32 protein-coding genes and 1 pseudogene are annotated in these 23,964 nt (G+C 49.1%); 11 read left to right on the top strand and 22 right to left on the bottom strand.

Going from position 1 to position 23,964, the window contains the following annotated elements; all coding sequences use genetic code 11:
- Window positions 1–35 precede the first annotated feature (35 nt).
- From DXX3274_RS04645 to DXX3274_RS04590, 13 genes are all read right to left on the bottom strand, one after another.
- A complete protein-coding gene (locus DXX3274_RS04645) occupies window positions 36–293 on the bottom strand; it encodes a putative phage tail assembly chaperone (protein ID WP_012883490.1) in 258 nt (85 codons plus the stop codon).
- The gene (locus tag DXX3274_RS24180) at window positions 290–469 is read right to left on the bottom strand and encodes a hypothetical protein (protein WP_071603908.1); all 180 of its coding nucleotides are present in this window, start codon (window positions 467–469) and stop codon (window positions 290–292) included. The genes DXX3274_RS04645 and DXX3274_RS24180 overlap by 4 nt, the downstream gene beginning before the upstream one ends.
- A complete protein-coding gene (locus DXX3274_RS04640; protein ID WP_042858824.1) occupies window positions 426–782 on the bottom strand; it encodes a hypothetical protein in 357 nt (118 codons plus the stop codon). The genes DXX3274_RS24180 and DXX3274_RS04640 overlap by 44 nt, the downstream gene beginning before the upstream one ends.
- Complete coding sequence (locus DXX3274_RS04635) at window positions 782–1,123, bottom strand: M15 family metallopeptidase (protein ID WP_038921824.1); 342 nt, start codon at window positions 1,121–1,123, stop codon at window positions 782–784. Before DXX3274_RS04635 ends, DXX3274_RS04640 begins: the two co-directional genes overlap by 1 nt.
- Complete coding sequence (locus DXX3274_RS04630) at window positions 1,110–1,415, bottom strand: phage holin family protein (RefSeq protein WP_038921822.1); 306 nt, start codon at window positions 1,413–1,415, stop codon at window positions 1,110–1,112. The genes DXX3274_RS04635 and DXX3274_RS04630 overlap by 14 nt, the downstream gene beginning before the upstream one ends.
- Before the next feature lie 8 nt (window positions 1,416–1,423).
- Window positions 1,424–1,879, bottom strand: coding sequence for a DUF2597 family protein (locus DXX3274_RS04625; protein ID WP_012883485.1), 456 nt, complete (start codon window positions 1,877–1,879; stop codon window positions 1,424–1,426).
- Window positions 1,876–2,991, bottom strand: a complete 1,116-nt coding sequence (locus DXX3274_RS04620; RefSeq protein WP_042858823.1) for a DUF2586 domain-containing protein — start codon at window positions 2,989–2,991, stop codon at window positions 1,876–1,878. The genes DXX3274_RS04625 and DXX3274_RS04620 overlap by 4 nt, the downstream gene beginning before the upstream one ends.
- Window positions 2,992–2,993: 2 nt before the next feature.
- Window positions 2,994–3,698 (bottom strand): phage virion morphogenesis protein, encoded by a 705-nt coding sequence (locus DXX3274_RS04615; protein WP_042858821.1) that lies wholly within the window; start codon window positions 3,696–3,698, stop codon window positions 2,994–2,996.
- On the bottom strand, window positions 3,695–4,192 hold the full coding sequence (locus DXX3274_RS04610) for a phage tail protein (protein ID WP_042858820.1): 498 nt from the start codon (window positions 4,190–4,192) through the stop codon (window positions 3,695–3,697). The genes DXX3274_RS04615 and DXX3274_RS04610 overlap by 4 nt, the downstream gene beginning before the upstream one ends.
- Complete coding sequence (locus DXX3274_RS04605; RefSeq protein ID WP_050569809.1) at window positions 4,189–4,641, bottom strand: head completion/stabilization protein; 453 nt, start codon at window positions 4,639–4,641, stop codon at window positions 4,189–4,191. The genes DXX3274_RS04610 and DXX3274_RS04605 overlap by 4 nt, the downstream gene beginning before the upstream one ends.
- 96 nt (window positions 4,642–4,737) lie before the next feature.
- Window positions 4,738–5,439, bottom strand: coding sequence for a phage terminase small subunit (gene gpM / locus DXX3274_RS04600; RefSeq protein WP_042858818.1), 702 nt, complete (start codon window positions 5,437–5,439; stop codon window positions 4,738–4,740).
- Window positions 5,440–5,442: 3 nt separating this feature from the next.
- Window positions 5,443–6,471: a phage major capsid protein, P2 family gene (locus DXX3274_RS04595; protein ID WP_042858816.1), complete on the bottom strand. Its 1,029-nt coding sequence runs from the start codon at window positions 6,469–6,471 to the stop codon at window positions 5,443–5,445.
- A 54-nt stretch (window positions 6,472–6,525) separates the two neighbouring features.
- Window positions 6,526–7,362, bottom strand: coding sequence for a GPO family capsid scaffolding protein (locus tag DXX3274_RS04590; RefSeq protein WP_042858815.1), 837 nt, complete (start codon window positions 7,360–7,362; stop codon window positions 6,526–6,528).
- Between the two features lie 156 nt (window positions 7,363–7,518).
- On the opposite strand from DXX3274_RS04590, the gene DXX3274_RS04585 reads away from it, so the two are divergent.
- The 3 genes from DXX3274_RS04585 to DXX3274_RS04575 are packed head-to-tail and all read left to right on the top strand — an operon-like array spanning window position 7,519 to window position 10,639.
- A complete protein-coding gene (locus tag DXX3274_RS04585) occupies window positions 7,519–9,294 on the top strand; it encodes a terminase large subunit domain-containing protein (RefSeq protein ID WP_042858814.1) in 1,776 nt (591 codons plus the stop codon).
- A complete protein-coding gene (locus DXX3274_RS04580; protein WP_042858813.1) occupies window positions 9,291–10,319 on the top strand; it encodes a phage portal protein in 1,029 nt (342 codons plus the stop codon). Before DXX3274_RS04585 ends, DXX3274_RS04580 begins: the two co-directional genes overlap by 4 nt.
- Complete coding sequence (locus DXX3274_RS04575; protein WP_042858812.1) at window positions 10,319–10,639, top strand: ogr/Delta-like zinc finger family protein; 321 nt, start codon at window positions 10,319–10,321, stop codon at window positions 10,637–10,639. Before DXX3274_RS04580 ends, DXX3274_RS04575 begins: the two co-directional genes overlap by 1 nt.
- 6 nt (window positions 10,640–10,645) lie before the next feature.
- Here the strand turns inward: DXX3274_RS04575 and DXX3274_RS23945 are convergent, their stop codons facing one another.
- The 9 genes from DXX3274_RS23945 to DXX3274_RS04540 form a co-directional block, all read right to left on the bottom strand.
- Window positions 10,646–10,801, bottom strand: a complete 156-nt coding sequence (locus DXX3274_RS23945) for a hypothetical protein (RefSeq protein WP_024108279.1) — start codon at window positions 10,799–10,801, stop codon at window positions 10,646–10,648.
- 269 nt (window positions 10,802–11,070) lie between these two features.
- Window positions 11,071–11,979 (bottom strand): hypothetical protein, encoded by a 909-nt coding sequence (locus DXX3274_RS04570; protein ID WP_042858810.1) that lies wholly within the window; start codon window positions 11,977–11,979, stop codon window positions 11,071–11,073.
- 122 nt (window positions 11,980–12,101) lie between these two features.
- Complete coding sequence (locus tag DXX3274_RS04565) at window positions 12,102–14,144, bottom strand: replication endonuclease (RefSeq protein ID WP_042858809.1); 2,043 nt, start codon at window positions 14,142–14,144, stop codon at window positions 12,102–12,104.
- A complete protein-coding gene (locus tag DXX3274_RS04560) occupies window positions 14,141–14,464 on the bottom strand; it encodes a DUF5405 family protein (RefSeq protein WP_038921810.1) in 324 nt (107 codons plus the stop codon). Before DXX3274_RS04560 ends, DXX3274_RS04565 begins: the two co-directional genes overlap by 4 nt.
- Window positions 14,464–14,694: a DUF2732 family protein gene (locus tag DXX3274_RS04555; protein WP_042858807.1), complete on the bottom strand. Its 231-nt coding sequence runs from the start codon at window positions 14,692–14,694 to the stop codon at window positions 14,464–14,466. Before DXX3274_RS04555 ends, DXX3274_RS04560 begins: the two co-directional genes overlap by 1 nt.
- A gap of 71 nt (window positions 14,695–14,765) precedes the next feature.
- The gene (locus DXX3274_RS04550) at window positions 14,766–15,095 is read right to left on the bottom strand and encodes a hypothetical protein (protein ID WP_042858806.1); all 330 of its coding nucleotides are present in this window, start codon (window positions 15,093–15,095) and stop codon (window positions 14,766–14,768) included.
- 12 nt (window positions 15,096–15,107) lie between these two features.
- Window positions 15,108–15,263: a hypothetical protein gene (locus DXX3274_RS23940; RefSeq protein WP_193747056.1), complete on the bottom strand. Its 156-nt coding sequence runs from the start codon at window positions 15,261–15,263 to the stop codon at window positions 15,108–15,110.
- A gap of 96 nt (window positions 15,264–15,359) precedes the next feature.
- Window positions 15,360–15,869, bottom strand: a complete 510-nt coding sequence (locus tag DXX3274_RS04545; RefSeq protein ID WP_042858805.1) for a phage regulatory CII family protein — start codon at window positions 15,867–15,869, stop codon at window positions 15,360–15,362.
- A gap of 32 nt (window positions 15,870–15,901) precedes the next feature.
- Window positions 15,902–16,123 (bottom strand): hypothetical protein, encoded by a 222-nt coding sequence (locus tag DXX3274_RS04540; RefSeq protein WP_012883466.1) that lies wholly within the window; start codon window positions 16,121–16,123, stop codon window positions 15,902–15,904.
- 129 nt (window positions 16,124–16,252) lie between these two features.
- Here DXX3274_RS04540 and DXX3274_RS04535 point away from each other — a divergent pair, with 129 nt between their 5' ends.
- The 8 genes and pseudogenes from DXX3274_RS04535 (at window position 16,253) to DXX3274_RS04505 (ending at window position 23,951) form a co-directional block, all read left to right on the top strand.
- Window positions 16,253–16,819 (top strand): phage repressor protein CI, encoded by a 567-nt coding sequence (locus tag DXX3274_RS04535; RefSeq protein ID WP_042861881.1) that lies wholly within the window; start codon window positions 16,253–16,255, stop codon window positions 16,817–16,819.
- Between the two features lie 10 nt (window positions 16,820–16,829).
- A complete protein-coding gene (locus DXX3274_RS24175) occupies window positions 16,830–17,768 on the top strand; it encodes a coiled-coil domain-containing protein 30 (protein ID WP_238556083.1) in 939 nt (312 codons plus the stop codon).
- A 24-nt stretch (window positions 17,769–17,792) separates the two neighbouring features.
- Window positions 17,793–19,301: a P-loop NTPase fold protein gene (locus tag DXX3274_RS04525; RefSeq protein WP_042858804.1), complete on the top strand. Its 1,509-nt coding sequence runs from the start codon at window positions 17,793–17,795 to the stop codon at window positions 19,299–19,301.
- A gap of 165 nt (window positions 19,302–19,466) precedes the next feature.
- Complete coding sequence (locus tag DXX3274_RS04520) at window positions 19,467–20,558, top strand: site-specific integrase (protein ID WP_042858802.1); 1,092 nt, start codon at window positions 19,467–19,469, stop codon at window positions 20,556–20,558.
- A 333-nt stretch (window positions 20,559–20,891) separates the two neighbouring features.
- A pseudogene (locus DXX3274_RS24170) lies at window positions 20,892–21,125 on the top strand (tyrosine-type recombinase/integrase); the annotation flags it as partial.
- Between the two features lie 45 nt (window positions 21,126–21,170).
- Window positions 21,171–21,755: a tyrosine-type recombinase/integrase gene (locus tag DXX3274_RS24165; protein WP_371206899.1), complete on the top strand. Its 585-nt coding sequence runs from the start codon at window positions 21,171–21,173 to the stop codon at window positions 21,753–21,755.
- Between the two features lie 312 nt (window positions 21,756–22,067).
- A complete protein-coding gene (locus DXX3274_RS04510; RefSeq protein WP_050569808.1) occupies window positions 22,068–22,931 on the top strand; it encodes a retron St85 family effector protein in 864 nt (287 codons plus the stop codon).
- Between the two features lie 81 nt (window positions 22,932–23,012).
- Window positions 23,013–23,951 carry a retron St85 family RNA-directed DNA polymerase gene (locus DXX3274_RS04505; protein WP_050569934.1) on the top strand — a complete coding sequence of 313 codons (939 nt, stop codon included), beginning with the start codon at window positions 23,013–23,015 and terminating at the stop codon, window positions 23,949–23,951.
- Window positions 23,952–23,964: the final 13 nt, after the last annotated feature.

Below are 23,964 nucleotides of genomic sequence, written 5' to 3'. Positions count from 1 at the left end.
AAGAAAATTATTTTCGATGGCCCGCAGCCGCTGGGTTAGTTTTTTACTTCGATTTCCAGCTTCGGTGCATATTGCGCATTAACCGCTTCGGTAATTTGCAATGCTGCGCCCGGCAGTTTTAATAATTCATCCAGCGTTTCTTTATCTTTGGCTACGACAATACGGCGAAGATACGTCACCGCCGGAGCCACTTTATTATCCATTGCCATATCATTAATCATGCCGTTATAGGCAACGGTATTCGGTTCAAACGACAATTCCTTGCCAGAAACAGATAAGGTGATTTTGCTCATTGCATGTTTTCCCGTTGGGTTATTTCATCAATTAACTGATTATGCCGGGCGGCACAATCCGCATAAATTTGCGGCCAACCGATTAACGGCTGCGCCGCATCATTGCCGGTGGCACCTGATAAGCGCGGCAGATTAGTGACCGGACATTTCTTTTTCAGGCTTTCCTGATAAGACACGTTCGGTGTTATTAACGGCGTCGTTGTACAGGCTGACAAACTCAGCAGACAGGCACACGTTAGTAAAAACCGGTTTAACGATTTCCCGGTAAACGGTTTTATTCGGCACATTGCGTAATGCCTCCAGTTTGGATTCCAGCGCCGCGCCGGACTGGCTAGCCAGTGCCTGTAACGCCTGGCGTGATTGCTCAGCGGCGGCGGTAGCGGCGCGAGTCACCGCCAGATCGATACTGTCGCGCTGCCAGCTCGCCGTTTGCCAGCCAGCGGCAAAGGCCACCGTCAATCCCGCCACAACCCGCCATAGCCCATCCATCAGCGCACCCCGTTGTGTGCCAGGCTAAAATGGTTGCCGTCCGGGCGTGAGGTAAAGCGCCCGCCCCAGCACCCACCCAGCGATTCCCAGTATTCACCGAGCGGCAAATAGGCTTCTGTCCGGGTCTGGTATTCACCATTGATAAACAGATTCAGATCCACGGCCAGGCGTTGCGTATGCAAACTGTTGGCGATGCCTGACCCGCTGCGGGCATTCAGTTTTGCCTGTTCCGGCGTGCGGTAGGCCTCGCCGAACGTCAGGCGATACCCCCGCTCTCCCGCCCACTGGATCAGCTGTGCGACCAGTTGGGTAAATAACTGCTGTTTTTCACTTAACGTCATCTTTTGCGTCACTCCCTTTCAGCAAACCACTGCCGCGGCGGCGCAGCCAGATTTCAACCGCCTGATGCCCGGCCACCCCCAGTGCCGCACCCAGCCCGGTGACCGCCATCGGCGACAATCCCGGCACCCACAGCAACGCCGCCCCGGCGGCCATTGAGGTGGCCGACCCTAAAATCATCCGGCCGAAAAACAGGCGCGGCGTGATTTTTTCATCACTGGCCAGCAACTTACCCAGCGCAATCAGCGCACCAAGCACCAGTAATCCCAGCGCGTTCTTTTCATATTCCTGCATGACTGTCCTTAGCCGATCAGCTTTTCCGTCAGTTCCGATTCCAGATAGGGGATACCGTTGATGCGCACAAAATCCGGGCTGGTGACCACAAACTTAATCTTGTGTGACATCACGCTGCCGCCCTTCGGGTCAACGTCCAGAATGTCACTCAGGATCAGCTTGCAACCGAAGGCTTCCACCTTCATTTCCTCGCTGCCCGCCTTGGCGTACCACATCAAGTCCACCGGCTCAATACCCCGCCATGACCCGGCACTGCTGGCTTTCGCCGTCACCACCGCCAGGCTCTTGGTACTTAGCTCCATTTCACCTTCGGCGGCGACGTCACCGGCCACCCAGCCATCGGGGATGCCCTGCGTCTGCGCGGCGGCGGTGTTATCCGTGATACTCAGCGAGACTTTTTCCGCGTGAACCAGTGCGCCGTCCATGTTGAAATCAAACGACTGGCCCGAAATCCGTTTTGTCATGCGCTACCCTCCAGCGACATATCCAGCACCAGACTGACCGTGATCCCTTTCGGGCATTCGTAAGTACGGACAACCAGATAAATTTCCACCGCCGTTTTAGAGCGCCACGCAATGACCACATCCCCATCCTTCGGCGGCTTCACTTCCCCCGGAAAGGTGATGCCATTGATTTGGGTGCTGCGGGACATATCACGCAACGTTTTTGCAAAGTACCCCTGATGCGCCGCGATACTGCCCGGCGTACTGTTCAGGCTGCGATCGGCAATTTTGGCAATCGCCTGCAACCGGATGCGCCGCGCCACCTTGTCCACGACGCGCAGGTTTTCAATGGCCTGATAGTCGCCCCCTTCCACGTCCAGGGTGCGCCCATCTGACCAGTAGTAGCCGTCATAGTCGGGATACCACATCGGCACGCTGTATCGCTGTTTCTCCAGCGCCTGCAACATCGCCAGATCCAACGTCACGCCGGTACCGTCCACCGGTAAATCCGTGCGCCCCATCGCCAGCAAGGCACCGGTTTGAACCCGCGCCGGGCTGTCGGCAATCGTCACCGCACGGTTACACAAGCGGCCAGCCAGCACGCCCGGCTCATTGCCCCACAGCCTTGGTACCAGTTGCACTGCCGGTGCCGCTGCGCCGTTCTGTAAATTACTCAGGCTCTGTAAATACTTATCCCAGCCCTCACCCTCTTTCGGGCCGTCAACCGCCAGCAGAAACCACACCCAGCGCCCGAATGCTGACACCAGCGTGGATCGCAGGCTGGATGCCTGGGCGATAATGCCTTTGGTGGCAGGCAGGGACACCACGACCCCTTCAACACTGGCGACCTGTTGGGCGGCACTAACCGCGCTCACCCAGTCGCCTTTTGGCGGCAGCAGACAGACAAAGGCGCTCCAATTCTGCCCCGCATTGACCATCGCAGCGCTGACGTCGCGTTTCAGTACCGAATCCGCCGCCCCCAGCACCTGATCCAGATCGCTTTGGGTATTGACCGGCACGGTTTTCACCGCATCGACCGCCCCCTCACCGATAAAGAGCACCACGCGCTCAATCTCGCTGGTTTCGCCTTGTAGCTGGTTTACCTGGTTAACCTGAACCGTTGGCCAACTCATGCTTACCCCTTGATATCCTGCGCTTTCACATCCCAGCCAAAGCCAATGCCTTGTAGCTGTCGTGCCAGCGCTTTTGTAAACTCCGCATCGTTCATACCCAAAAATGGCCGGGCAGGAACATCCACTGTCCAGGCGGTTTTTGCCGCCTTGCCGCTCAACTTACGGATGAGTAATCCCGCCTGCGCAAAGCTCAGTGTTTCCTCAATCTCCCGGTAAGGCGGCTTTCTCCATCGCGCCCCGCGTTTTACCCGGTACCCCAGCGCCCGCAGCTTGCGTGCCTGTCGTCGCGTGGCCATCCGTCCCGGCTCAGGGCGTCCATTGCCGACCTGTGAACGCTTGACGGATACACTCATGCCGTTTTGCTGGCTGTAGCCGACCACGCCCGCCGGTACCGGCGTTTTTCCGTTGCGATACCCGCCGCCTTGTAGATAAATCCGTACCGCCTGAATCTCTGGCATTTCGCGGATATGCAACAGGTTGGGCAGATTGCGCAGCATCCTGCCACGGCGGTGGCCACGTCGTGCTGCCCAGGCGCTGCCGTCCGGTGCCTGCTGCGCCCGGACGTTCCGTTTTGCCGCCGCAATCACCCCGTATTTCGCCAGCCGCCACAGTAAACGCTGGCGTTTTTTGGGCGGCAGCGTCAGCCGTTGTAATGCGGTGCGTAGTTCGGCCAGTTGTGACTGGCTCAGCTCACCATGTACGATCATGACGCCCCGACCTCCGCCCCGTCGTCGCCTGCACCGAACAGATGCCCGGATGTGGCCTGCCAGATTTCCGGGCTGGTCAGACGCCAGCGCCGACCATCAAACGGAATGATCCCGTTGTCATCGACCACAATCGCCAATGATTCCGCCAGTTGCAGCGACACCACAACAATCGCGCTATCCTGATCGCGCACGTCCACATCCAGTGTCGGCAACTCCATATCCAGCCCGGCATCCATATACGGCACATCGTCCTGCCCCTCCTGCCAGACCAGTAACAGAGCGCACAGGTTGCGCGGGTCACACACCCGGTATGGCCAGCGCTCCCAGCTCAACACGGCATCAAACTTCATTACCGCCAGTTGATACTGGTCTTCGCCCAGGTCACGGCGGGCGGGAATAAAGCTCACTTCATCCATGAAGCTGTCAAACCCCTGCATCACACGGGGCGGCAGATGCGTCGAAACAAAGGTGGTCAGGTCATCCAGCTTGCTCATACCATCCGCACCGTTGCCCGTTTCAGCCCTTTCATGCGACGGATCACCATCGCCGCTTCCCCCAGCAATCCCTTGCGTGTGTCGTCCCCCTCCTGTCCCGGATGAGACTCGCGGCGGCCAATGGTGGCAAACTCGCCCAGCAAATCGGCTTTTGCCCTGGCAAACACCGCTTTTTGATACTGCGCACACAGCACGTTCTGGCCTTTCAGGCTGACACCCGGCACATCCTGCGCCCGCGTAAACCCCTTCGCCCGGCTGCGGGCCTCCACCTCAGCCAGATCGGCGTTGACCTCGCCCACTGCGGCCAGTAACGCCTGTGCAACGGTATCGGCAGCCAGATCAGCGGGAATGGTGCGCTGTGACTGAAAATCCCTGACGTTCAGGTCTGGCCAAAATCCATTGTTGGTCAGTTGTTCATCCTGATAATCAACCGGTGTTCCACTGAACATGCATCCCCCGTAAAAAGGCGGGCTGACCGGCTTCCACGGCACATCGCACCCCCGGTGCATTGCCTCAGCCGCGCCCGCCCGGCTTGCGGTAGTCGGTTATTCCTTTTGCAGCGCCCGAATGCGGGCGGCAATATTGCGGCGCATAGTTCCCACACCAACCTGGCGGTAAAACTGCTCGGCCTGATGTAACAGGGCATCCGCCGCCGTCAGCGTGTCGATATCCGCCGCCGCTGTCGCCCGTGGTTGCCCCTGCTCATCACGCAGCAGTAACAGCCCGGCGAACTTGAACCACTTGGCGGTGATCTCCTCATGCAGCCGCCAGTGTTCTGCCACGTTCTTAAACGTGCGGGAAAAATACGGCTCCACACTCTGCCCCATGTCCGCCGTCTGCTGCGCCCATGCCAGCACCGTATCGGCAACAAACGCCGCAAACGTGCGCCGGATGTTGTCAGGGGTGCACTGTCCCTGCGCGATAGCGATATCCGCCCACGCCAGCCCCTGATCAAACTCTTCCACATCAAACAGCCACACCACGCAATGCGCGAACACCGAGTTTTGATACACCTCGCCGCTGTCCAGATAGCGCTGTACCGTTGGCAACCAGCGCGGCAGCAACTCCCGGCGTTTCATCTCTATCCTGTCGCGTAACGTGGGCTGACTGCGCAGCCGTGCCACGTCGTTTTCCAGCGCACGGAGTTGCACATGCAAGCTGTGATCGCCGGATACCGCCTGGCACCGGGATAACTGCTGCTCGGCGACCATCCGGGCGTTATGACGTTGCGCGGGTGACAGGGCCATGCGTTACGCTTTTTCCTTTTCCGCAGGCTCGGCCACGGTACCGATGGTGACGGCGCTTTCGTCAATAGACGCGTACAGCTCCGGGTATTCCACGGCGTACCCTTCGTTACGCAAATATTTGTTTTCAAACTGTTTGCGGTCTTCCACGAATTCAGCTTTACGCTGCCGGGTATTACGCTGGGTGTAGATATGTAGGTTCGACAGCGTGGTGACGGTCATACGCTTGCCCGGCATAAACGGCGGCACAATCGCCGGACGCCCGGCAATGGTACTGTCCAGCATCTGGGCGGCGATCTTCTCGGTAGGTCGGTCGGCCTTCTGGAACAGGCGATACTGTTCGGCGGCGACCAAATCCGCCCCGACCAACACCACCAGACGCGGGTCATTGCGGTATTGCTGGGGAATCTTGGCGTTAATCAAATCGGAGGCCATCGCATCCAGTGATTTGTAATCACCGTTTTCGTCCAGCACCACCCGATCGGTGATAATTTGCTGCCCGTCTTTGAAACCCTTCATGCGCTGATGCCAGCCAATGTTGACGTCTTCGCCGTTCGGGTTTTCTTTCGGGTCGGTACTTTTGGCAACGTGGGTACCGTTAAAGCCGATGCGCAGCATATCCAGCGCAAACGCTTCATTCGAAAACGCCTGTACCAGTTGGAAAAACTCATCCTCACCACCCGCATTGGCCCACACCGACAGCAGATCCCAGGGCAGTGCCGCGCAGGAATCCGTCTCGACCAGCTTATAGTCATTGCCATCCACGCCGACCTGACGGATAAAGCGGCCCCCTTCCTTACGACCGGTATGCAGCGCGGAACTGCCTACGGACACCACCTGCCCGGAGAGCTGATCCACATCCAGAACGTTAATCATGGACATGAAATCCACGCGCTCCAGCAGGGCGGCACGAAGCTGGGTTTCTTTCGGGTCGGTCAGCGCGAAATAACGGGCGGTATCCGCTACCCCATATTCCTGCGCCAGACCGACACTGTAGGCGCTCAGATATTCACGCGCCCGCTGATTTAAAAACATAATGCGTCCTCTCGATATCGAGATAAAAAAAGAGGTATCACCCAATAAATGGAATTACAGGAAATTAAACCCTTTGGGTTTATTGCCAACCTGACGCTGTGGCAATTTGGTAATAGAGCGATCCAGCTTGCCGAAATTACTCAAAATCTTCGGCAGGTTATTACGCAGCGTGGCGAAATCTTCGGTATCCACCACCTCTTTTACCGTGTCCATATCGTCCTGAACAGCTTCCACTGCATCGGTGGTCTGGCTTTGCTGACTTTCCAGCGCAGTTACGCGGGACTCCAGTTCGGCCAGCGCTTCCGCCAGTGCCTGCAATTTATCGCCACCGCCTGCATCGTTATTTTCGCCTTCACCCTCGGCGAATGCCTTCGGCTTAATACCGAACAGGCTATGCCATGATTTACTTGCCATGCTATTCCCTTTGATTTCTTTTACTTCATCAATAACCAGCGGCTTTAATGCACCGAATAAACGGCCGCGCTTTTTGCTACTGAAACGTAGCCGCGTGGTTCCCACGCTGGCTGGGGTATTGGTCACGCCCAGCCCTTCAAGATAGGTTTTTCCCGTACCACGAAAATTCCCGTCTGGCGTTAGCTCCACCGAGCAAAACAGCAACTGACCATCCCGGTTAGCCTGTAATAACTGGTGGTTAGGGCGTAACTGAGCGAATAACCGCAACAGCCCGTCATCACCGGTTTCGGTTTTTAATGCCAGCACTTCGCCCATATTGCCGAACCATTCTTCATGCTCCGGCCAAATTAGGGCAGCATAGAATAGCGGGTCATAAGTTTCAGCGGCATCAATTAACCACTGTCTTTCCATTACCCGCTTATCAACCGTTTCCCCCTCCGTGGCGATACAAATCCAGTTAGTCATTAACTGAGACATTTACATACTCCGCTTCTGTCGGACAACGGCATTATTACGGAATAAGAAACGGGCAGCGACCGGCTTTATTCGTCTCTATTCGGATAACGACGCTTTGACGAACACAGCGAAATAAACATCGGTCATAAAATAAAAATCGCGCCGCATAATACCGGCATGGCTAAATATTCTGATGAATTAATCGGTGTTGCGCGGCTTCTCTATTTAAAAAGAGCCACACCGAAAGAAATTGCCGCTGATTTAAATCTGCCAAATGCGCGGATTATTTACTATTGGGCGCAAAAATTCGGCTGGGCGGATTTACTCAGCGCCGAAAGCACCGAAGAGGCGATAGAGCGCCGTTATCAGTTGCTGGCCGGTCGGGATAAAAAGACCGAGCTGGAATTGCAGGAAATGGACATGCTGATCGCCCACGCCGTCAAACTGCGGGCGCAAAGCAACAAGCACAAAGAAAAACTCGCCGCCGCCGGTCACGGTAACACGCCCGGCCCACGCGGGAATGATGACGATGAACGCCCGTCCAAAAAGCGCCAGTACCGCAAAAATGACATTTCCAGCCTGACCAAAGAAGACTTTGACGCCTGGGCTGATGAACACCTGTTTGGCTATCAAAAACACCTACGCCTTAATATTGGCCAGCAGGTGCGTAATATCCTCAAAAGCCGCCAGATTGGAGCCACCTGGTATTTTGCCTTTGAAGCCTTTGAAAATGCGGTGCTGACCGGTGAGCCGCAAATCTTCCTGTCAGCGAGTCGCGCCCAGGCAGAGGTTTTCCGCTCGTACATCGTCAACATTGCGCAGCAGTATTTTGATATCACCCTGACCGGCAACCCGATCCGCCTGAGCAACGGGGCCGAACTGCGCTTTTTATCCACCAACAAGAACACTGCGCAATCCTACAGCGGGCACCTGTACTGCGATGAATACTTTTGGGTGCCGAACTTTGCCCGCCTTAACGAAGTGGCCAGCGCAATGGCCACCCATGACAAATGGCGTACCACTTACTTTTCCACCCCCAGCGCCAAAACGCACCAGGCTTACCCGTTCTGGACAGGCGAGGAATGGAAACGCGGTAACAAGAAACGCGCCGGGGTTAACTTCCCCGGCTTTGACGAACTGCGCGACGGCGGGCTGCTCTGCCCGGATGGTCAATGGCGGTACGTTATCACGATGGAAGACGCGATCCGCGGCGGCTTCAATCTGGCCAGCCTGGAAAAACTGCGCAACCGCTACAACGTGGACACGTTCAACATGCTGTATATGTGCGTGTTTGTGGACAACAAAGACGCGGTGTTCAGCTTTGACGACCTGGAGCGCTGCGGCGTAGACCCGGCCACCTGGCAGGATCACGACCCAACCGCGCCGCGCCCATTCGGCAACCGCGAGGTCTGGGGCGGCTACGACCCGGCTCGCTCCGGCGACCTGTCCACGTTTGTGATTGTCGCCCCGCCCATTTACGAGGGCGAGAAATTCCGCGTTTTGCTGGTCGTCAACTGGCACGGCATGAACTTTCGTTATCAGGCCAACCAGATCAAAAAGCTATTCCAGCGTTACCACTTTACCTATATCGGCATTGATGTGACCGGCATCGGTGCCGGGGTGTTTGAGAACATCCAGCACTTTGCCATGAGGCAGGCAACGGCTATCCGCTACGGCGTGGAAACCAAAAACCGCCTGGTGATGAAAGCGGCCGACGTGGTGGAAAGTCAGCGCATTGAGTGGGATCAGGATGAAAAGGCTATCCCGGCGTCATTTATGGCGATACGACGCACCACCACGGCCAGCGGCAACGCCATGACGTTCATCGCCGACCGCAGCGCGGAAACCGGCCATGCGGAAGCCTTCTTCGCTATCGCGCACGCGCTGGATAACGAACCGCTGAACTATGAGAACAAACCCCAATCCCGATGGAGACTGAAAAAAGCAGCATGAAAAGGACATCACACCGCCGCCAGAAGGCGCAAAACGCCCCGCGTAAAAAGATGAGTATTATCACCTTCGGCAAACCGGAACCGGTATTAACCACCGGCACCGATTACCGCGATGTGTGGTATGACAATGAATTTAATCACTACACCCTGCCGATAGACCGGCTCGCCCTGGCTCAACTGGTCAACCTGAACGGCCAACACGGCGGCATCCTCTATGCCCGCCGTAACATGGTAGCGTCGGATTATCAGGGTGGTGGCCTGTCTCACGATGACATGCTGGCCGCCGCGTTCGACTACCTGACCTTTGGTGATATCGCCATCCTGAAAGTACGCAATGGCTGGGGAGAGGTGATCGCCTTGACGCCTCTCCCCGCACTGTATACCCGCATCCGTAAAACCGGGGAATTTGTGGTATTGCAGAAAGGGGAACCGCTGGTTTACCCGCCGGAAGACGTGATTTTCATCAAGATGTACGACCCGCAACAGCAGATTTACGGCCTGCCGGACTACATTGGCGGTATTCACTCAGCCCTGCTGAACAGTGAAGCGGTGATTTTTCGGCGCCGCTACTACCACAACGGCGCACACACCGGCGGTATCCTCTACACCAGCGACCCGAACATGACCGACGAGATCGAAGAGGAAATCGAGCGCCAGTTAGCCAGTAGCAAGGGGATCGGCAACTTCTCCACTATTTTAGTGAACATCCCGAACGGCGACAAAGAGGGGGTGCAATTTATCCAGATGGGGGATATCAGCGCCAAGGACGAATTCGCCAACGTGAAAAACATCAGCGCTCAGGATGTACTCAATGCGCACCGTTTCCCGGCCGGGCTGTGCGGCATCATCCCGCAAAACGCCGCCGGGCTGGGCGACCCGGAAAAGGCGCGGAACACGTACCGCAAAGACGAAGTGATCCCAATTCAGCGCCGTTTTATGGCTTCCATCAATAAAGACCCTGAAATATCGCAAAATCTGCATTTAATCTTCGATTTTGCCGATGATACAACGATTCAGGGTGCGTAATGGGACATAAAACGTTAAAATTTAGCCATGTTTTAGAGGCCGGAGCATGGAATATGCGGGTATTAAAGATTGAATGCCCGGAGTGCGGCGCAAAAGCCGTTATCCGCAAGACAAACCGCAAACACAGACAGATTGCAGATATTTACTGCGCCTGTTCAGATGTGGAATGCGGCTACACCTTTGTGATGAATCTGACATTTTCCCACACACTCAGCCCCAGCTCAAAAACCGGCGATCAGTTGCTGCAAACGGTGTTGAATAACCTGAAACCCGAACAGCGGCAAATGGCATTAGACCTGCTGAAAACCGCTGCCGCCTAAGCCGCATTACGCGGCTTGTAACGTCATCAATTGCCCCGCCAGTTCTGCTATCCAGATCAGCGCAATTTGCCTGTCACGCTCATCATTACCCTCCATCCCGGCATTTTTGGCCAGAAAGGCAATCCGTTCGACAATCAGTGACTGTTCAAACTCCCTATCCATTGGTCATCTCCTACAGCTAATAGCTCTCACGTAACAAAACATTTCAAAATATAAATACGAAGCTAACAAACTATTAGCGGTTCCGTTTTTGTCGTCTACCAACGGACATTGAGCCTTATTCCCAATATCATCCCTGCCATAATGTAGTGGCTTTAATACCCCTGAATGATACAAGCCCAAAACCACTAAATCAGGCAATCCATGACGCGAGGAATCATTTTTAGAAAGTAGGTACGGCCACTTTCCTTATAAAACCATTAACATCAAATTCAAACAATCGTCATTTCACTATTGATTTTAACTATTCTGCCATGGCTTTTAGAAAACTGTAAATTACCACTTTCAATATCCCCCATCGTTATGTCATGATTAAAAACATCCTTCTTATCATAACGAGAATAAAATACCGGATTAATCATTTGAACTGTATCCCCTTCTACTCCAGGCACCATCAAAGAATATTTAACACAAACACCAACCGTCTGATCTCTTTCAATTGAAATTATCGTCTCTGCCCTCACGTCATTGAGTAATAAAAAACTCACATTATTCAACAGACACACAATAACACAAAAAATGGAAAGCTTTTCCTCATCAATAATTTTCACATCAAAACCTTTAATCTCACTTGAGAGTAATTTCTTTATCTCAATTATCAGATCATCGAAATTTATGCCATCTGAACAATTCAATAAAGATAACACTTCATTTATTATTAAAAGCTCTTTTTTACCTACATTTCTATTTAGACGACAAACATCACCATCAATTAAATATGATCCCTTATCGTTAAGACAATATCTTATTCTGTTAATCTCCCCACCTTTTAAACCAAATTTTTTCTTGAAATGAGCATTATCAAACATCTTTAGCTGCAATTTTATTAAAACCGGAAAATACTTAGGAAATTCACCTCTGGAAGAATTAGCCAAGAAATTATCCATCCCGACCCTAACACTTAGGAAAAGATAGTTCCTTAAAATATAATCGCTAATCAACCCTTTATCTCGACAATGGTTATGAGCAACAAAACTACCAATTTCAACTATATTTCTCGTAGCATTTTTAAGCTCACGCAAAGTAACAAAAAAAAGTTCCACATCACTATCATTAAATGCACCATCTTTTATTCTGTAAATAATTTTCTCAATTCTAGAAATAGCAGAATTGTTTTTCATTTCATCGTTTCCTTTTATACTAGCACTATAAGTAAAAACTATAATCTCAAGGCAAGATATGTAATACATGATTATTTAGCCGCCCAACAATTGCGGGCTATTCAACCATTATAGACATCACGCTAACCCCAGTTCCACCCCGGCCACAGTTCGCAATCTCCCGTCTGGCGCACCTCCTCCAGCCTGCCGTTAACCATTTTCAGTGCCCTGCCCTCACTCATGGCCAGATTGCCGCCCCGTATGAGCACATCAACCAGCTCAGGATCAGGCGGAAAACCTCTCAAGTGCAACAGTTCCGATAATCGTCGCCGTAGGCGCGGCGTACAGTTATTGACAGAACTCCAAGCGGCGGCGGAGCCGCCAGAAACCCCGGCCCCCGCTGACGCGGCGGCCTGTTTCGGGACAATCTTCCATTGCACCGTTCGGGTGACGATCGCGGAGCGCTCCCCCAGTAATGGCGAGTACACACCCTGAACCTTTTGCACATCCTCCGCGTACTGGTTGGCGCGCTCTGTCACTTCATAGGACAGGCGCACCACCAACGCATCACGCGAGACTAACGGCCCGCCCTGTGCCTGTGTGTATGCCGCCCAGTCGCCTACATCTGCCGCCGCCAGTACCGCATCCATCGCCGCGTTATCCAGTTGCTTATCACCCAGGCGACGCAACTCGCGGTAAACCGTCACCGGCGCGCCGCCGATTTGCTGAAACTGCCGGATACGCCAGCGTGATGCCCAGGCTGATACCGCCTTCGCCATATCACGCAGGTTTTCCCCGGTTTCTTCGTCGGCCTCACCATCCAGTGCGTAACCATCGATATTCTTGCTGATGTACTTGGCGATATAACCCGTAGCACTGCCTTTTTCCGGGTCAATCGGTTCATAGTGGAAGCGGGCTTTTTGCGCCTTTTCGCTGTTCAGCTCATCGGCATCTTCCCGGCGGGCGTGATACGCCATAATGTCACGCACTTGTTCGATGTGCTCCGGGCGCATGAATAGCAATAAATGCCAGTGCGGCGTGCCGTCATGATGTGGCTCGACGACCCGGAAGCCAAACACGCTAATCTCTTCGCGTGACAGTTCCGCCCGGATGCGCGCCCACACACCACACAGGTATTTCTGTGTGTCGCGTGGACTGGCCCCGCTCCACTGCTCAACAAACCCGCCACCGCTGTGTACAGCGTGATACCGTGACGGTGCAGTGATGGTGTAAAACTCCCCTGCGCAGCCCATTTCCTGCGCCAAATCCTCAAAGCCGCGCATTCTCACCATCAGCTCACAGCGGCGGATCGCCGGGTTAGCATTGCTGGCGTTAACTTTGTCGTCCAGAGAGACGCGGTTTCCCTCTTCGTCCTCCAGTTCAAACGCCTTGAAAAACTCCCGGTTGCGCCGCTTCTGCTCTTTCCATTCATCCAGCGTGGAGCGGGAAACATAGGGTGATGCCGCTTTTTGCACCTGGCCGACAGCGATCGCCATATGCTCCCGCTGGATATCACGGCGGCGCTTTAGACGCGCCCGCCACCACTCTGGTGACATCATGCGTAGCAAGCCGGATTCAGCTTTTTCAGTGGATAACGGGTGGCGGCCTTTGGTGAATTGCGCCCAGTAGGGCGGCTGAGTTCCTGCCTGTAAGGTCAGCAGACCAAGGTGACGGAATGACAGCAGGGTGATGTACCTGTCAGTTATTTCCCCGGTGTTCCTGATGCGGTTTTCTGTGTAATCACGCAACGATGCGGCCATAAAGTCGGCCACCTGCTGTGACAGGGCGCGGATGTTATCACGGTCATAAACCGGCAGCTTTTCCAGATCATCGTAGAACGGGAACGGCAGATCTCCCGCCGCACGTTGTTGCGTCTGGTATCGTTCGGTAACGGTGCGCAGGCGTGGCAATACACTTTTCCCCAGGGTACGGAGTAAAAACGTATTGGCCCGGCGGCGGCCCTTGTGCTCATCTGATGTAAACAGCTTTTCATAACGCTGGCCGAAATACTTCGCCAGATAATCCGGCATTCCGGCCAGGTACTGCTGACGCCACTGGTGATCCAGCGGGTTAAGGTGCCATAGACTGCGCTCAACATAGGTTAAGCCGTCCGGTTCGTTGCGGGTGAACTGCTCACGTCGCCACTGATTGACGACGTGATAAGCGCCATTGTGTTCCGGGTTCATTCACTTAACCCGGTTCCAGTATTTTCTAACTGTTCAAAGGCATTCAGGCACAGCAGGGAAAGGCGCTCTGCTTCGGTCAACATGGTGGTGATGTCAGTAACCGTTCCACGCCGAATTTCAGCGCAGAGCGACCGATGCACAAAATCATTCACCAGCGTAATCGGCGTTTGGTATACCGCGAGGGTGGACAGATAAGGCTGTGCGCCGTCCCGGTTATCGCATTGCACTTCCCCCAGCGCAAAGTCATAACCCACTTTCGCAATCGCATAACACCCGTTGATATCCACACGGTTATAAGCGGGGTTTTGTGGCATATCCATTAGATAAGCTCCTGAGCGGAATGCTCAAAACGTTCCGATTCCTGGCGGATCAGCTCCACCACTTCGGCGGCGGAGAGGTCACGTTGTTGAACGCGGACAGCCAGCGCAGCAAGGCGCAGTGAGAAGGAAAAATGCTGGTCTTTGCGCTCCTCCAAGCGGGCTTTATTCAGCAGTTCGATCAGTGCGCCATCAGCGGCGGCATTCATGGGCCTTAATTTGGTTGCAATCATTACGGTTTCCTTTTTTCAGGTAATACGAATCCCTGCCCGATAAAGGGCATTTATTCGTTGCTATGGATTAATTAATGAATCGGTGACGGGTTCGGCGTATTGCTTGTGCCGTTTTGATTACTGGTTCTCAGAAAATCATCCGGGCCAAATAGCGCGGTTTCATCGCAAATAGACCGGATGCGCTTAATTGCGCTCCAGATAGCGGCGCGCTCTTCCGCCGTAAACTGATGCCATGAGTAATTGACATGGCGCGATTTCAGCTTTGGCTTTGCAGAAAACAGGATAATTTCACGGGTATCCAGTGCAGCCCGCTCCCAAAATAACTGAGCGCGGGATTCACCTTTAAACACGATATCCCGGCAACGCTGTATCCATTTCTGATGATCGACAGATTGAGACATATTCCCTCCTGATTACCGGTTAAACGCCCCTTTCGGTGGGTTCCAGCGGCGGCCATCTGGCCGAATAATGATGCCCTGCTTGCCCTTGCCATGACGCACCTCTACGGGAAGCGATGCCCCGGTCTGGTTATTCCGCAGGAAAGGGGCAATTGAGATCGGCTTTTGCATTGTTCCTCCTATTGGTAACCGCCCACAGATAGACGGTTGCAAATAGGTGCCGGGATGTTTCACCACGCCCGGCGCGTGGTTTCCCTGGTGTTGTTATTATCCGATTGTCAGCGATGCGCCTAACCCGCTCAGAGCATCCAGCGTTGACGCCATCGCCGGGTTAGCCTGAATGCGAGACTGCACCGTCATGCCAATCAGCGACAGGTAACGCACCCCGTCGCTGATGGTGCTCATTAGGTTATGGCGTCGCGTCTGCGTCATACGCTCATCTGATACGCTCTCGGCGGCCACCTTCCCCACTGCGGCAGTGGCTTGCAGCACATAGGCGGTAAGCCGCTCTGCTCTGGCCTCATTCACTGGCACCGCTGGCAGACAGTTCAGTTGCGCCAAAAGCCCATCGATCAGCGTGGCATCCTCGGTGATGTCGGTCAGCGTCAGCAGTTCTTCACAAGTCAGCTTGTGGGGCTGGTCTGGGTTCAGCTTGTTACGTAGGATTTGCTGATTCATCCCCGCCGTGCGTGCCAGCTCCGCCAGGTTGTGACAAAGTGAAAAGGACCGGCAGGCTTCATCAAAGTGCGTCTGTTTAGCGATCTGGTAATCAAACATGGTTCGTGAACTCCAAAAATCTCAATATCGAACTAATTGAGCGAAATATCACAATCTGCGAGCGCATCAACCGTCATAGCGGCAATGTTGATCATCACCTTTTCACGCTTTTTATCTTTGCGCAGGCGGTGACGAGTTAAGCGGCCATCAGCCAGCATGTCGTTGATGGTGTCGATAGAAAGGCCGGTCAGCTCGCTGTATTTCTCAATCGAGACAGACGGCACGGCCAGGGTGATTGATATTTGAGGTCTCATAATGCAACATTCCCTATTGGCTTGTGGTGAGCCGTGGTTACCGATGAAGATTCCCATATCGAACTTCGAGAGAGAAATTAAGATCTCAATGGGAACCTGTCAACTTATTTGTTTGCGAGAGCGTACTTGATGGATTTCAAAACCGGAGGGCGTAAGGTTATTGAACGCCTTGTAGAAGCATATGGGTTTACTACCAGACAGGCGCTTTGCGACCATTTAGGCGTATCAAAAAGCACACTCGCTACACGCTACATGAGAGACTTATTCCCAGCAGAATGGGTTATCCAATGCACAATCGAAACTGGTGTTTCTGCTCAATGGCTAACGACAGGTGAAGGGCCAAGATTCAACGACGCCAGAAATGACGTGATCGCTATACCAAGGCAAAAGCTGATTGATGGAAAACTCTACGATTCAAACTACTATATGTTTGATAAGGCTTTTCTGTCCGATGGGCTGAAAGACCCGGTTGCCATTCTGGATGGAGACATAACCTACATTGCCGATCGCCAGTTTGACGAGGTGGTTGATGGTAAGTGGCTGGTTGAAATTGAAGGCCGAACCAGCATCAGAGATCTGACCCGTATACCAGTAGGGAAAGTGCGCGTTAGCGGGACTGGGGCGGAGTTTGATTGTGGGCTGGGAGATATTGGCGTATCTGCATTAATTAAAACTCAAATAGAAAATTTAACTTAAGATTATTATCATGGAAAAAGAAATCTCACAAAAAAAATTAATTGAATTACTAAAATACTATCATGAAAAAGGCGTAATCAGTGATGATTATTACCATGAAGCAATAGAGTTAGTTGTAGAAGAATGTGATGATTCGATTAACAAAGAAATAGTTAGCTATCTTTTTAAAAAAGGAAAAGAAAAAGAAATTTTTATAGAAAAAATCCACCCCTCACTTGAAGAGGAAAATAAAAAACTTAAATTAAAAATTAGTGATGTTGAAAATGACTTATCGATTGCTAAGTCAGAAAGGAATGTGCTTTTTTCAAAAATGAGGGGCCACATTGACACCATCAGCAGCCAAGAAGAAAGAATATCAACTCTAGAGAGAGAAAATAAAGAACTAATAGAGAAATCACAACAAAACAGAATTGATGATAAGATTCCAGAGTATGTTTTATCCGTCAAGGAAAAGCTGAATTCTGATGACAGATTCTTCATCGACATGTCAAATAATTGGGCATTCTATGGGGCATTGGCATGTATAATTGCAGTGATAGCCGCATTCTGTACATTTTCAACTGGAATTGAAAAGATAATAGAAAACAAAGAAAACAGCGCTATCGTCATATTTTATATATTCTCGCGAGGATTATTAGCAATAGGATTGTTATCGTGGTTATCATATATTTGCTTCAGTAATGCCAGAAAATATACTCATGAGTCGATAAGAAGGAAAGATAGGCAACATGCGTTAATGTTTGGTCAAATATTCTTGCAAATATTCGGGGGGACAGCAACAAAAGATGATGCAATAAAAGTATTTAAAGATTGGAATATGTCTGGTGATTCAGCATTCTCGTCAAAAACAGAATCACCGCCCAATGCATTGTCAATTATTGAAAGCATCAAGGAAACCTTCACATCTAAAAATAAAAAAGATAGTGACAACAGAAAAACAGATGAATAAGTAATAATAGCAAGGAATAAAAAAATGGTTTTAGGCAAGGAATTAAACTTTAACTGGGAAGAGGAAGTAGACATTGAGTTAGATGGTGAAAAAGAAACTCTTCCACCAGACACCCTTGATAGAAGAAAATATGCAGAATATTTATATTTTTATTTATCAGAACGCAAGTCAAAAAATACAGTGGTAAATCTAAATGCGGAATGGGGTGCAGGGAAGACTTATTTTCTAAAAAGGCTATACACATCAATAAAAGAAAAACACCCTTGCATATATATTGATGCATGGAAACAGGACTTCTCTGATGATGCATTTCTTACCCTTTTTTCTTCTTTAATCAACCAAATTGAAACATATTCCGGCAGGATCGATGCAAAACTAATACGTGCAGCGGAAGCAATAGGAAGGTTCACTAAAGGTGTCATTCCAGAGATTACTTCTGCAGTAATAAAACAATATGTTGGCATTGACGACATTGCAAAAATAGCTCAAACAGCATCCAAACTAATGCTCGAACAGCACCAGAAAAAGTTAAAGTCAATTGCAACATTGAAAAAAGAACTTGGTTTTTGGTCTGACCTTGCATTTAATAAAGGTTATGAAGCCCCTGTCTTTATTTTTATCGATGAACTTGATAGATGCAGACCAGACTATGCTATCTCACTGCTTGAAATAGTGAAGCATATATTCAGCGTTGATAATTTTATTTTTGTTATCGCAACAGACACCGAGCAATTACAACATTCTATAAAAAATGTTTATGGTGAAGGTTTCGACGCCAATCTATATTTAAGCAGATTCTTTCACAGACGTTTTTCCCTTCATGCTCCAGACATTAAGACACTTGTCAGTACATTAATACGAGACAGAATTAAAGATGATTTTGAGGAAATACATAAAACTCTATTCCCCATAAACGATATGGAAGATATGACAAATAACTGCGCATCGATTATGGATGCGATAAAAATGAACATACGAGACTCTATTAAAACAATAGATAGATTTTGCGATATAATAAAATCTCAAAAATCAAAAAACATAGATTACATTTTATTGTTAACAATGCTTTCTCTAAATGAGATGGATAAATCCGCATGCAATGTATTAACAGGAATAAAATCAAGAAAAGGACCATGGGCGGAGTTTTTATTAGGAAATGATAAACTATTTTATTTAACAAAAAATACTGTCAACATAACAATGGATTCAAGCCCTAGCAACACTGGGGTCGACAAACTAATCGTAAACGATTATGTTTCGCAAAGAAACCCTACGACTAAGGAAGTAATAAATTTAACCTTCTGTAAATTAATCGAACAAGTAGAGTTTCAAATGGCACGCTGTGAATTAATCAACTCTCCTAATTTGGAGGATAAAAAACAACTTATCACAATATATGACTCACAACAAAAACATGACAATCAAGAGAAAATAAATTTCCAAATTTATGGCTTGTGGAATAAAAATAAAAAAAACTTCCACACCATAAAAAATTATATTGATTTTATGGAGCTGGCTGTAGCTTTTGATTAACTAAAATTTATTCTTTTACCTTAAAGAAATAATAAAACATCCCCCCCTCAGTCTTACCGTTACCTCTAACCACCTTTTGCCATTTGTTTGCTCTCACAACATCCATACATTGATGACTGTTTTTATACACAGTAAATATGCATCCCTCAGTTTACAGGGGGGTGTATGGCTGTTCGTAAGTTGGCATCAGGGAAATGGTTGTGTGAGTGCTACCCATTCGGGCGTGAAGGCAAGCGGGTACGCAAGCAGTTTGCCACCAAAGGTGAAGCGTTGGCATTTGAGCGCTTCACGATGGAAGAGAGTGAAAACAAGCCCTGGCTTGGCGAAAAAGCGGATAACCGCAGCCTGCGGGAGATTATCGATCTGTGGTTTTCTCTTTACGGCCGCACACTGGCCGATCCCAAAAGGATGATGGCGAAACTTGATATCATCTGCGCCGGGTTGGGCAACCCCAAAGCCAGAGAACTGAGCGCCGCCGATTTCGCGCATTACCGCGAACTGCGGTTAGCCGGGCAGATGACTGACGCTAGCGGCATCCCTATGGCTGTAGTTAAACCACGCACGGTCAATCTGGAACAACGCAACCTGTCCGCCGTATTTGGCACACTGAAAAAGCTGGGCCACTGGGATGCACCCAACCCGCTATCCGGCTTGCCAACATTCAAGATAGCTCAACAGGAACTGGCGTTTCTGGCTCCCAATGAGATAAAGCGCGTGCTGGATGCGTGCGCCGAATCTGCTAACCCGCATCTGTTGTTAGTCACAAAGATATGTCTGGCAACGGGCGCGCGCTGGAGCGAAGCGGAAGGGCTATCAGGCCAGCAAGTCACGCCTTACCGCATCACCTACACCCGTACCAAAGGCAAGAAAAACCGAACCGTTCCCATCAGCCGTGAACTGTATGATGAGATCCCACGTAAAAGCGGCAAGCTGTTTTCTCCCTGCCGAAAAACCTTTGAGCGCGCCATTAACCGGACGGGAATTCAGCTTCCAGATGGGCAATGTACCCACGTACTGCGCCACACTTTCGCCAGCCATTTCATGATGAACGGCGGCAATATACTGGTGCTGCGTGATATCCTCGGTCATGCTGACATCAAAATGACCATGATCTACGCCCACTTTGCGCCCGACCATCTGGAAGACGCCATTACTAAAAACCCACTCAACGGCCTGAACTGGTCGCCAAAAAATGGCGGCAAGTTGGCGGCAGCGAATGGCAATCAAGCCTTTTCCTCACCACTCATCACAAGATAACACTTTGTTTTTATTGTAATTTGTTGTTTTTGCTACCTACCAGAAGGAATGTAGGAATTTCGGACGCGGGTTCAACTCCCGCCAGCTCCACCACTTTTTAGTTGTTTGAAGTATACTGAAGTCTACTAAGCCCGCATGGAACCAGCCTTGCGGGCTTTTTTACGTCTACAGAAGTCTACTGAAATTTGCTAGAAGCTACTCCTTATGGCACCCTTTTTGGGACCCAACGCAAAGGGTCCCAAAATCGAGGGTCCTAAAAATGGCAAAGATCGCTAAGAAACTCACTGACACTGAAATCAAAAATACCAAGCCAGCGGAAAAGGAAATCAACCTAAGACCTCTGGTATCTCTCCAGACCACGCAGAAGACATCTGGCGGAGCCTTGAACGAAATATTTTCCCCGGTTTAGGCAACGTTCCTATCAAAGAGATCCGTCCCAAGCTCTTAAAACAACACCTTGACCCCATAGAACAACGAGGCGTATTGGAAACCCTACGCCGTATCATTTCACGTCTAAATGAAATTTTCCGTTGGGCTGCAACAGAAGAGCTTATTGAATTTAACCCTGCTGATAACCTCGGTCAGCGATTCAGTAAGCCTAAGAAGCAAAACATGCCTGCTTTACCACCAGATGATCTCCCCCGATTCATGGTTGCCCTGTCAAACGCGTCTATACGGCTTGAAACACGTCTATTGATTGAGTGGCAACTCCTTACATGGGTTCGACCGGGAGAGGCAGTACGTGCTCGTTGGATTGATATAGATGAAGTTAATCGATTCTGGAACATCCCCGGTGAGTTTATGAAGATGAAGCGCCCTCACAAGATTCCGCTAAGCAAAGAGGCTATGCGTATCCTTGAGTTAATCAGACCAATCAGTGCTCATAGAGAGTGGATTTTCCCAAGTATCAAAGCTCCCCTTAACCACATGCATGAGCAAACAGCTAACGCAGCGATTATCCGCATGGGTTTCGGTGGTGAACTGGTCGCCCACGGAATGCGTTCTATAGCAAGAACGGCTGCTGAAGAAAGTGGTAAATTTAGAACAGAGGTGCTTGAATCAGCTTTAGCTCATACCAAGAACAATGAAATTATAGCCGCTTACAATCGTGCTGAGTATCTTGCTGAAAGAACAGAGCTGATGCAGTGGTGGGGAGATTACGTTCAAGCGCAAAAACTTAAGGCCATTGCTCCATGACGGATTACACCTCTTGGTATGACATCCTAAACAGCTAAGGCTAAGGTCTTTACAGACAAAGGGGCTAGTTAGGAAGGGGATGCCTGTCACTTAGTCGTTCTGTTAGGCAAAAAAGTTTGAAAATCGCCACTCATCATGCTATAAAAAAAGAACTCTTTAGCGTATGGGCTTTAGTTTAATAGCCTTGTCGGGCGTTTCGCCAGACACTAACTTATTGTTTAGATTTAGGGTTGCGTCAGATGCAAATCGGCCGCATCCTTTAGTAAAGAGTTAAAAAGAGACTTAGGTCTCTTTTTTTATTTGGATAATTAGATGTACGAACAAATTATAAAAGATACATTTAAAAATCTTGAAGTTGAAAATTTTACTGTCATTAATAACAGCCTAAATTTAATATTTGTTTGTGGTGGGCTTGTAGATGTAAAACAACCCATTCCTACAAGTATGCGCGGACAGCTATACGCTTATACAGCTACTGAACATGAAGAGTTTCATAATTGCCTAAGAATGGCTGAATCTTTCAAAGACTATATTGAGTCAGGTCAGTATGATGATTTGCTTCATTTCGAGCACGACATCGCAAAAATATCATCACAAGTTCTTCTATTTCTCGAAAGCCCCGGATCATTAGTTGAGTTAGGGATATTTTCTTCTTTCGAAAACTTATATGATAAAATTTGTGTTATTGCACCAGAAGATCATGTTGAGAGCGAAGACTCATTTATTTTTTTAGGGCCACTAAAAAGAATATCCACTTATGTAAATGAAGCAGTACTCACATACCCATATGATGCCGAAAAGGGAAAGTTTGACAAATCAGTGTGGGGCGAAATTTGCGAAGATATTCTTTCAAGAGTTAACAGTAAAAATAAGATTGAAAAATTCAGGAAAAATGATGACGGTCATTTATGTATGCTTATACTTGAGATAATAAATATCTGCTTTCCTGTTCAAATCTCTGAAATTGAATCAGTTCTTTTGTCTTTTCAAATTAAGATTCCGCAAAAACGTCTTTCTCAATTAATCTACCTACTACTCACATTAGAGCTAATACAAAAAAAGAAAAGAAGTTCAAATGCATATTTCTTCCCCCCAAAGAAACTGGCTAATGATAACTATATAAAATTTGGCTCTTATTCAGATAAAAACAATTCGACAAAACAAAAAATAAAATAAATTTAAAGCAAGAACTCGCCTTTAATTTAAAGGATAAAGAACAACGGCGCCTTAGTGTATTAGCCAAGTATGGTGAAGAAAATGACCAATAATCTAAAATCATTACGCAAGCTTTTACAAAGCACACTTTTTTTAAGTGATGATCTCATTAATATTTTTATTGCCACAGCTCCTTATAGATATAAGATTTATGAAATCAACAAAAGAAACTCTGATGAAAAGCGTAAAATTGCGCATCCTTCAAAGGAACTGAAATTCATTCAACGGATTATTATTAAAGAACTATCTGATATACTGCCTGTACATGATTGCGCTTATGCTTATAGATCTGGGCGAGGAATTAAAGAAAATGCGCTCATTCACTCAAAAAATAGTTATTTGTTAAAACTGGATTTATCCAACTTTTTTAACTCGTTAACACCTGAAATATTTTTTGCTGAATGTAAAAGAAACCACATTAATTTTGATAAAGACAATGCTTCTATTATATCAAACTGTTTGTTCTATCGTGAGCATAGGAAATCAAGTTTAAAATTGAGTGTTGGAGCACCCAGCTCACCGTTTATCTCCAATGTAATAATGTACTCATTTGACAAAATTATTGAAACAGAGTGTCTGAAAAGAGAGATAACATTCACAAGATATGCTGATGATATGACATTTTCGACCAATATAAAGAATACACTTATTGGGTTTGATAATTTAATAAGAAAAGTTTTAATCGATCTTTTCAAAGACTCTATCTCTTTAAATAATGATAAAACTATTCTTTCTTCGAAAGCTCATAATCGACATATTACGGGTATAACAATCTCGAACAATGATAACATATCACTTGGGCGAGAAAGAAAAAGATTAATATCATCAGCAATACATCGTTTTTCTTATGATAAATTAGATCAGGAAGCCGTGGACAAGTTGAAGGGCTTGTTAGCTTTTGCACATTACATTGAACCTTCATTTGTAGCTGCAATGGAAAAAAAATACGGAAGGGAAACAATAAATAAATTAAAGAAGTAGAACAAAAATTACA

This window comes from Dickeya sp. NCPPB 3274, from assembly GCF_000406205.1.
Taxonomy (GTDB): domain Bacteria; phylum Pseudomonadota; class Gammaproteobacteria; order Enterobacterales; family Enterobacteriaceae; genus Dickeya; species Dickeya fangzhongdai.
The sequence above is the reverse complement of the archived record's forward strand: the minus strand, read 5'-3'. Positions and strand labels throughout refer to the sequence as shown.

What these genes read in the sequence shown, in the direction of transcription:
- DXX3274_RS04645 (WP_012883490.1), bottom strand. Translation starts at nt 293, where the DNA reads ATGAGCAAAATCACCTTATCTGTTTCTGGCAAGGAATTGTCGTTTGAA.
- DXX3274_RS04640 (WP_042858824.1), bottom strand. Translation starts at nt 782, where the DNA reads ATGGATGGGCTATGGCGGGTTGTGGCGGGATTGACGGTGGCCTTTGCC.
- DXX3274_RS04635 (WP_038921824.1), bottom strand. Translation starts at nt 1,123, where the DNA reads ATGACGTTAAGTGAAAAACAGCAGTTATTTACCCAACTGGTCGCACAG.
- DXX3274_RS04630 (WP_038921822.1), bottom strand. Translation starts at nt 1,415, where the DNA reads ATGCAGGAATATGAAAAGAACGCGCTGGGATTACTGGTGCTTGGTGCG.
- DXX3274_RS04625 (WP_012883485.1), bottom strand. Translation starts at nt 1,879, where the DNA reads ATGACAAAACGGATTTCGGGCCAGTCGTTTGATTTCAACATGGACGGC.
- DXX3274_RS04620 (WP_042858823.1), bottom strand. Translation starts at nt 2,991, where the DNA reads ATGAGTTGGCCAACGGTTCAGGTTAACCAGGTAAACCAGCTACAAGGC.
- DXX3274_RS04615 (WP_042858821.1), bottom strand. Translation starts at nt 3,698, where the DNA reads ATGATCGTACATGGTGAGCTGAGCCAGTCACAACTGGCCGAACTACGC.
- DXX3274_RS04610 (WP_042858820.1), bottom strand. Translation starts at nt 4,192, where the DNA reads ATGAGCAAGCTGGATGACCTGACCACCTTTGTTTCGACGCATCTGCCG.
- DXX3274_RS04605 (WP_050569809.1), bottom strand. Translation starts at nt 4,641, where the DNA reads ATGTTCAGTGGAACACCGGTTGATTATCAGGATGAACAACTGACCAAC.
- gpM (WP_042858818.1), bottom strand. Translation starts at nt 5,439, where the DNA reads ATGGCCCTGTCACCCGCGCAACGTCATAACGCCCGGATGGTCGCCGAG.
- DXX3274_RS04595 (WP_042858816.1), bottom strand. Translation starts at nt 6,471, where the DNA reads ATGTTTTTAAATCAGCGGGCGCGTGAATATCTGAGCGCCTACAGTGTC.
- DXX3274_RS04590 (WP_042858815.1), bottom strand. Translation starts at nt 7,362, where the DNA reads ATGTCTCAGTTAATGACTAACTGGATTTGTATCGCCACGGAGGGGGAA.
- DXX3274_RS04585 (WP_042858814.1), top strand. Translation starts at nt 7,519, where the DNA reads ATGGCTAAATATTCTGATGAATTAATCGGTGTTGCGCGGCTTCTCTAT.
- DXX3274_RS04580 (WP_042858813.1), top strand. Translation starts at nt 9,291, where the DNA reads ATGAAAAGGACATCACACCGCCGCCAGAAGGCGCAAAACGCCCCGCGT.
- DXX3274_RS04575 (WP_042858812.1), top strand. Translation starts at nt 10,319, where the DNA reads ATGGGACATAAAACGTTAAAATTTAGCCATGTTTTAGAGGCCGGAGCA.
- DXX3274_RS23945 (WP_024108279.1), bottom strand. Translation starts at nt 10,801, where the DNA reads ATGGATAGGGAGTTTGAACAGTCACTGATTGTCGAACGGATTGCCTTT.
- DXX3274_RS04570 (WP_042858810.1), bottom strand. Translation starts at nt 11,979, where the DNA reads ATGAAAAACAATTCTGCTATTTCTAGAATTGAGAAAATTATTTACAGA.
- DXX3274_RS04565 (WP_042858809.1), bottom strand. Translation starts at nt 14,144, where the DNA reads ATGAACCCGGAACACAATGGCGCTTATCACGTCGTCAATCAGTGGCGA.
- DXX3274_RS04560 (WP_038921810.1), bottom strand. Translation starts at nt 14,464, where the DNA reads ATGGATATGCCACAAAACCCCGCTTATAACCGTGTGGATATCAACGGG.
- DXX3274_RS04555 (WP_042858807.1), bottom strand. Translation starts at nt 14,694, where the DNA reads ATGATTGCAACCAAATTAAGGCCCATGAATGCCGCCGCTGATGGCGCA.
- DXX3274_RS04550 (WP_042858806.1), bottom strand. Translation starts at nt 15,095, where the DNA reads ATGTCTCAATCTGTCGATCATCAGAAATGGATACAGCGTTGCCGGGAT.
- DXX3274_RS23940 (WP_193747056.1), bottom strand. Translation starts at nt 15,263, where the DNA reads ATGCAAAAGCCGATCTCAATTGCCCCTTTCCTGCGGAATAACCAGACC.
- DXX3274_RS04545 (WP_042858805.1), bottom strand. Translation starts at nt 15,869, where the DNA reads ATGTTTGATTACCAGATCGCTAAACAGACGCACTTTGATGAAGCCTGC.
- DXX3274_RS04540 (WP_012883466.1), bottom strand. Translation starts at nt 16,123, where the DNA reads ATGAGACCTCAAATATCAATCACCCTGGCCGTGCCGTCTGTCTCGATT.
- DXX3274_RS04535 (WP_042861881.1), top strand. Translation starts at nt 16,253, where the DNA reads ATGGATTTCAAAACCGGAGGGCGTAAGGTTATTGAACGCCTTGTAGAA.
- DXX3274_RS24175 (WP_238556083.1), top strand. Translation starts at nt 16,830, where the DNA reads ATGGAAAAAGAAATCTCACAAAAAAAATTAATTGAATTACTAAAATAC.
- DXX3274_RS04525 (WP_042858804.1), top strand. Translation starts at nt 17,793, where the DNA reads ATGGTTTTAGGCAAGGAATTAAACTTTAACTGGGAAGAGGAAGTAGAC.
- DXX3274_RS04520 (WP_042858802.1), top strand. Translation starts at nt 19,467, where the DNA reads ATGGCTGTTCGTAAGTTGGCATCAGGGAAATGGTTGTGTGAGTGCTAC.
- DXX3274_RS24165 (WP_371206899.1), top strand. Translation starts at nt 21,171, where the DNA reads ATGCCTGCTTTACCACCAGATGATCTCCCCCGATTCATGGTTGCCCTG.
- DXX3274_RS04510 (WP_050569808.1), top strand. Translation starts at nt 22,068, where the DNA reads ATGTACGAACAAATTATAAAAGATACATTTAAAAATCTTGAAGTTGAA.
- DXX3274_RS04505 (WP_050569934.1), top strand. Translation starts at nt 23,013, where the DNA reads ATGACCAATAATCTAAAATCATTACGCAAGCTTTTACAAAGCACACTT.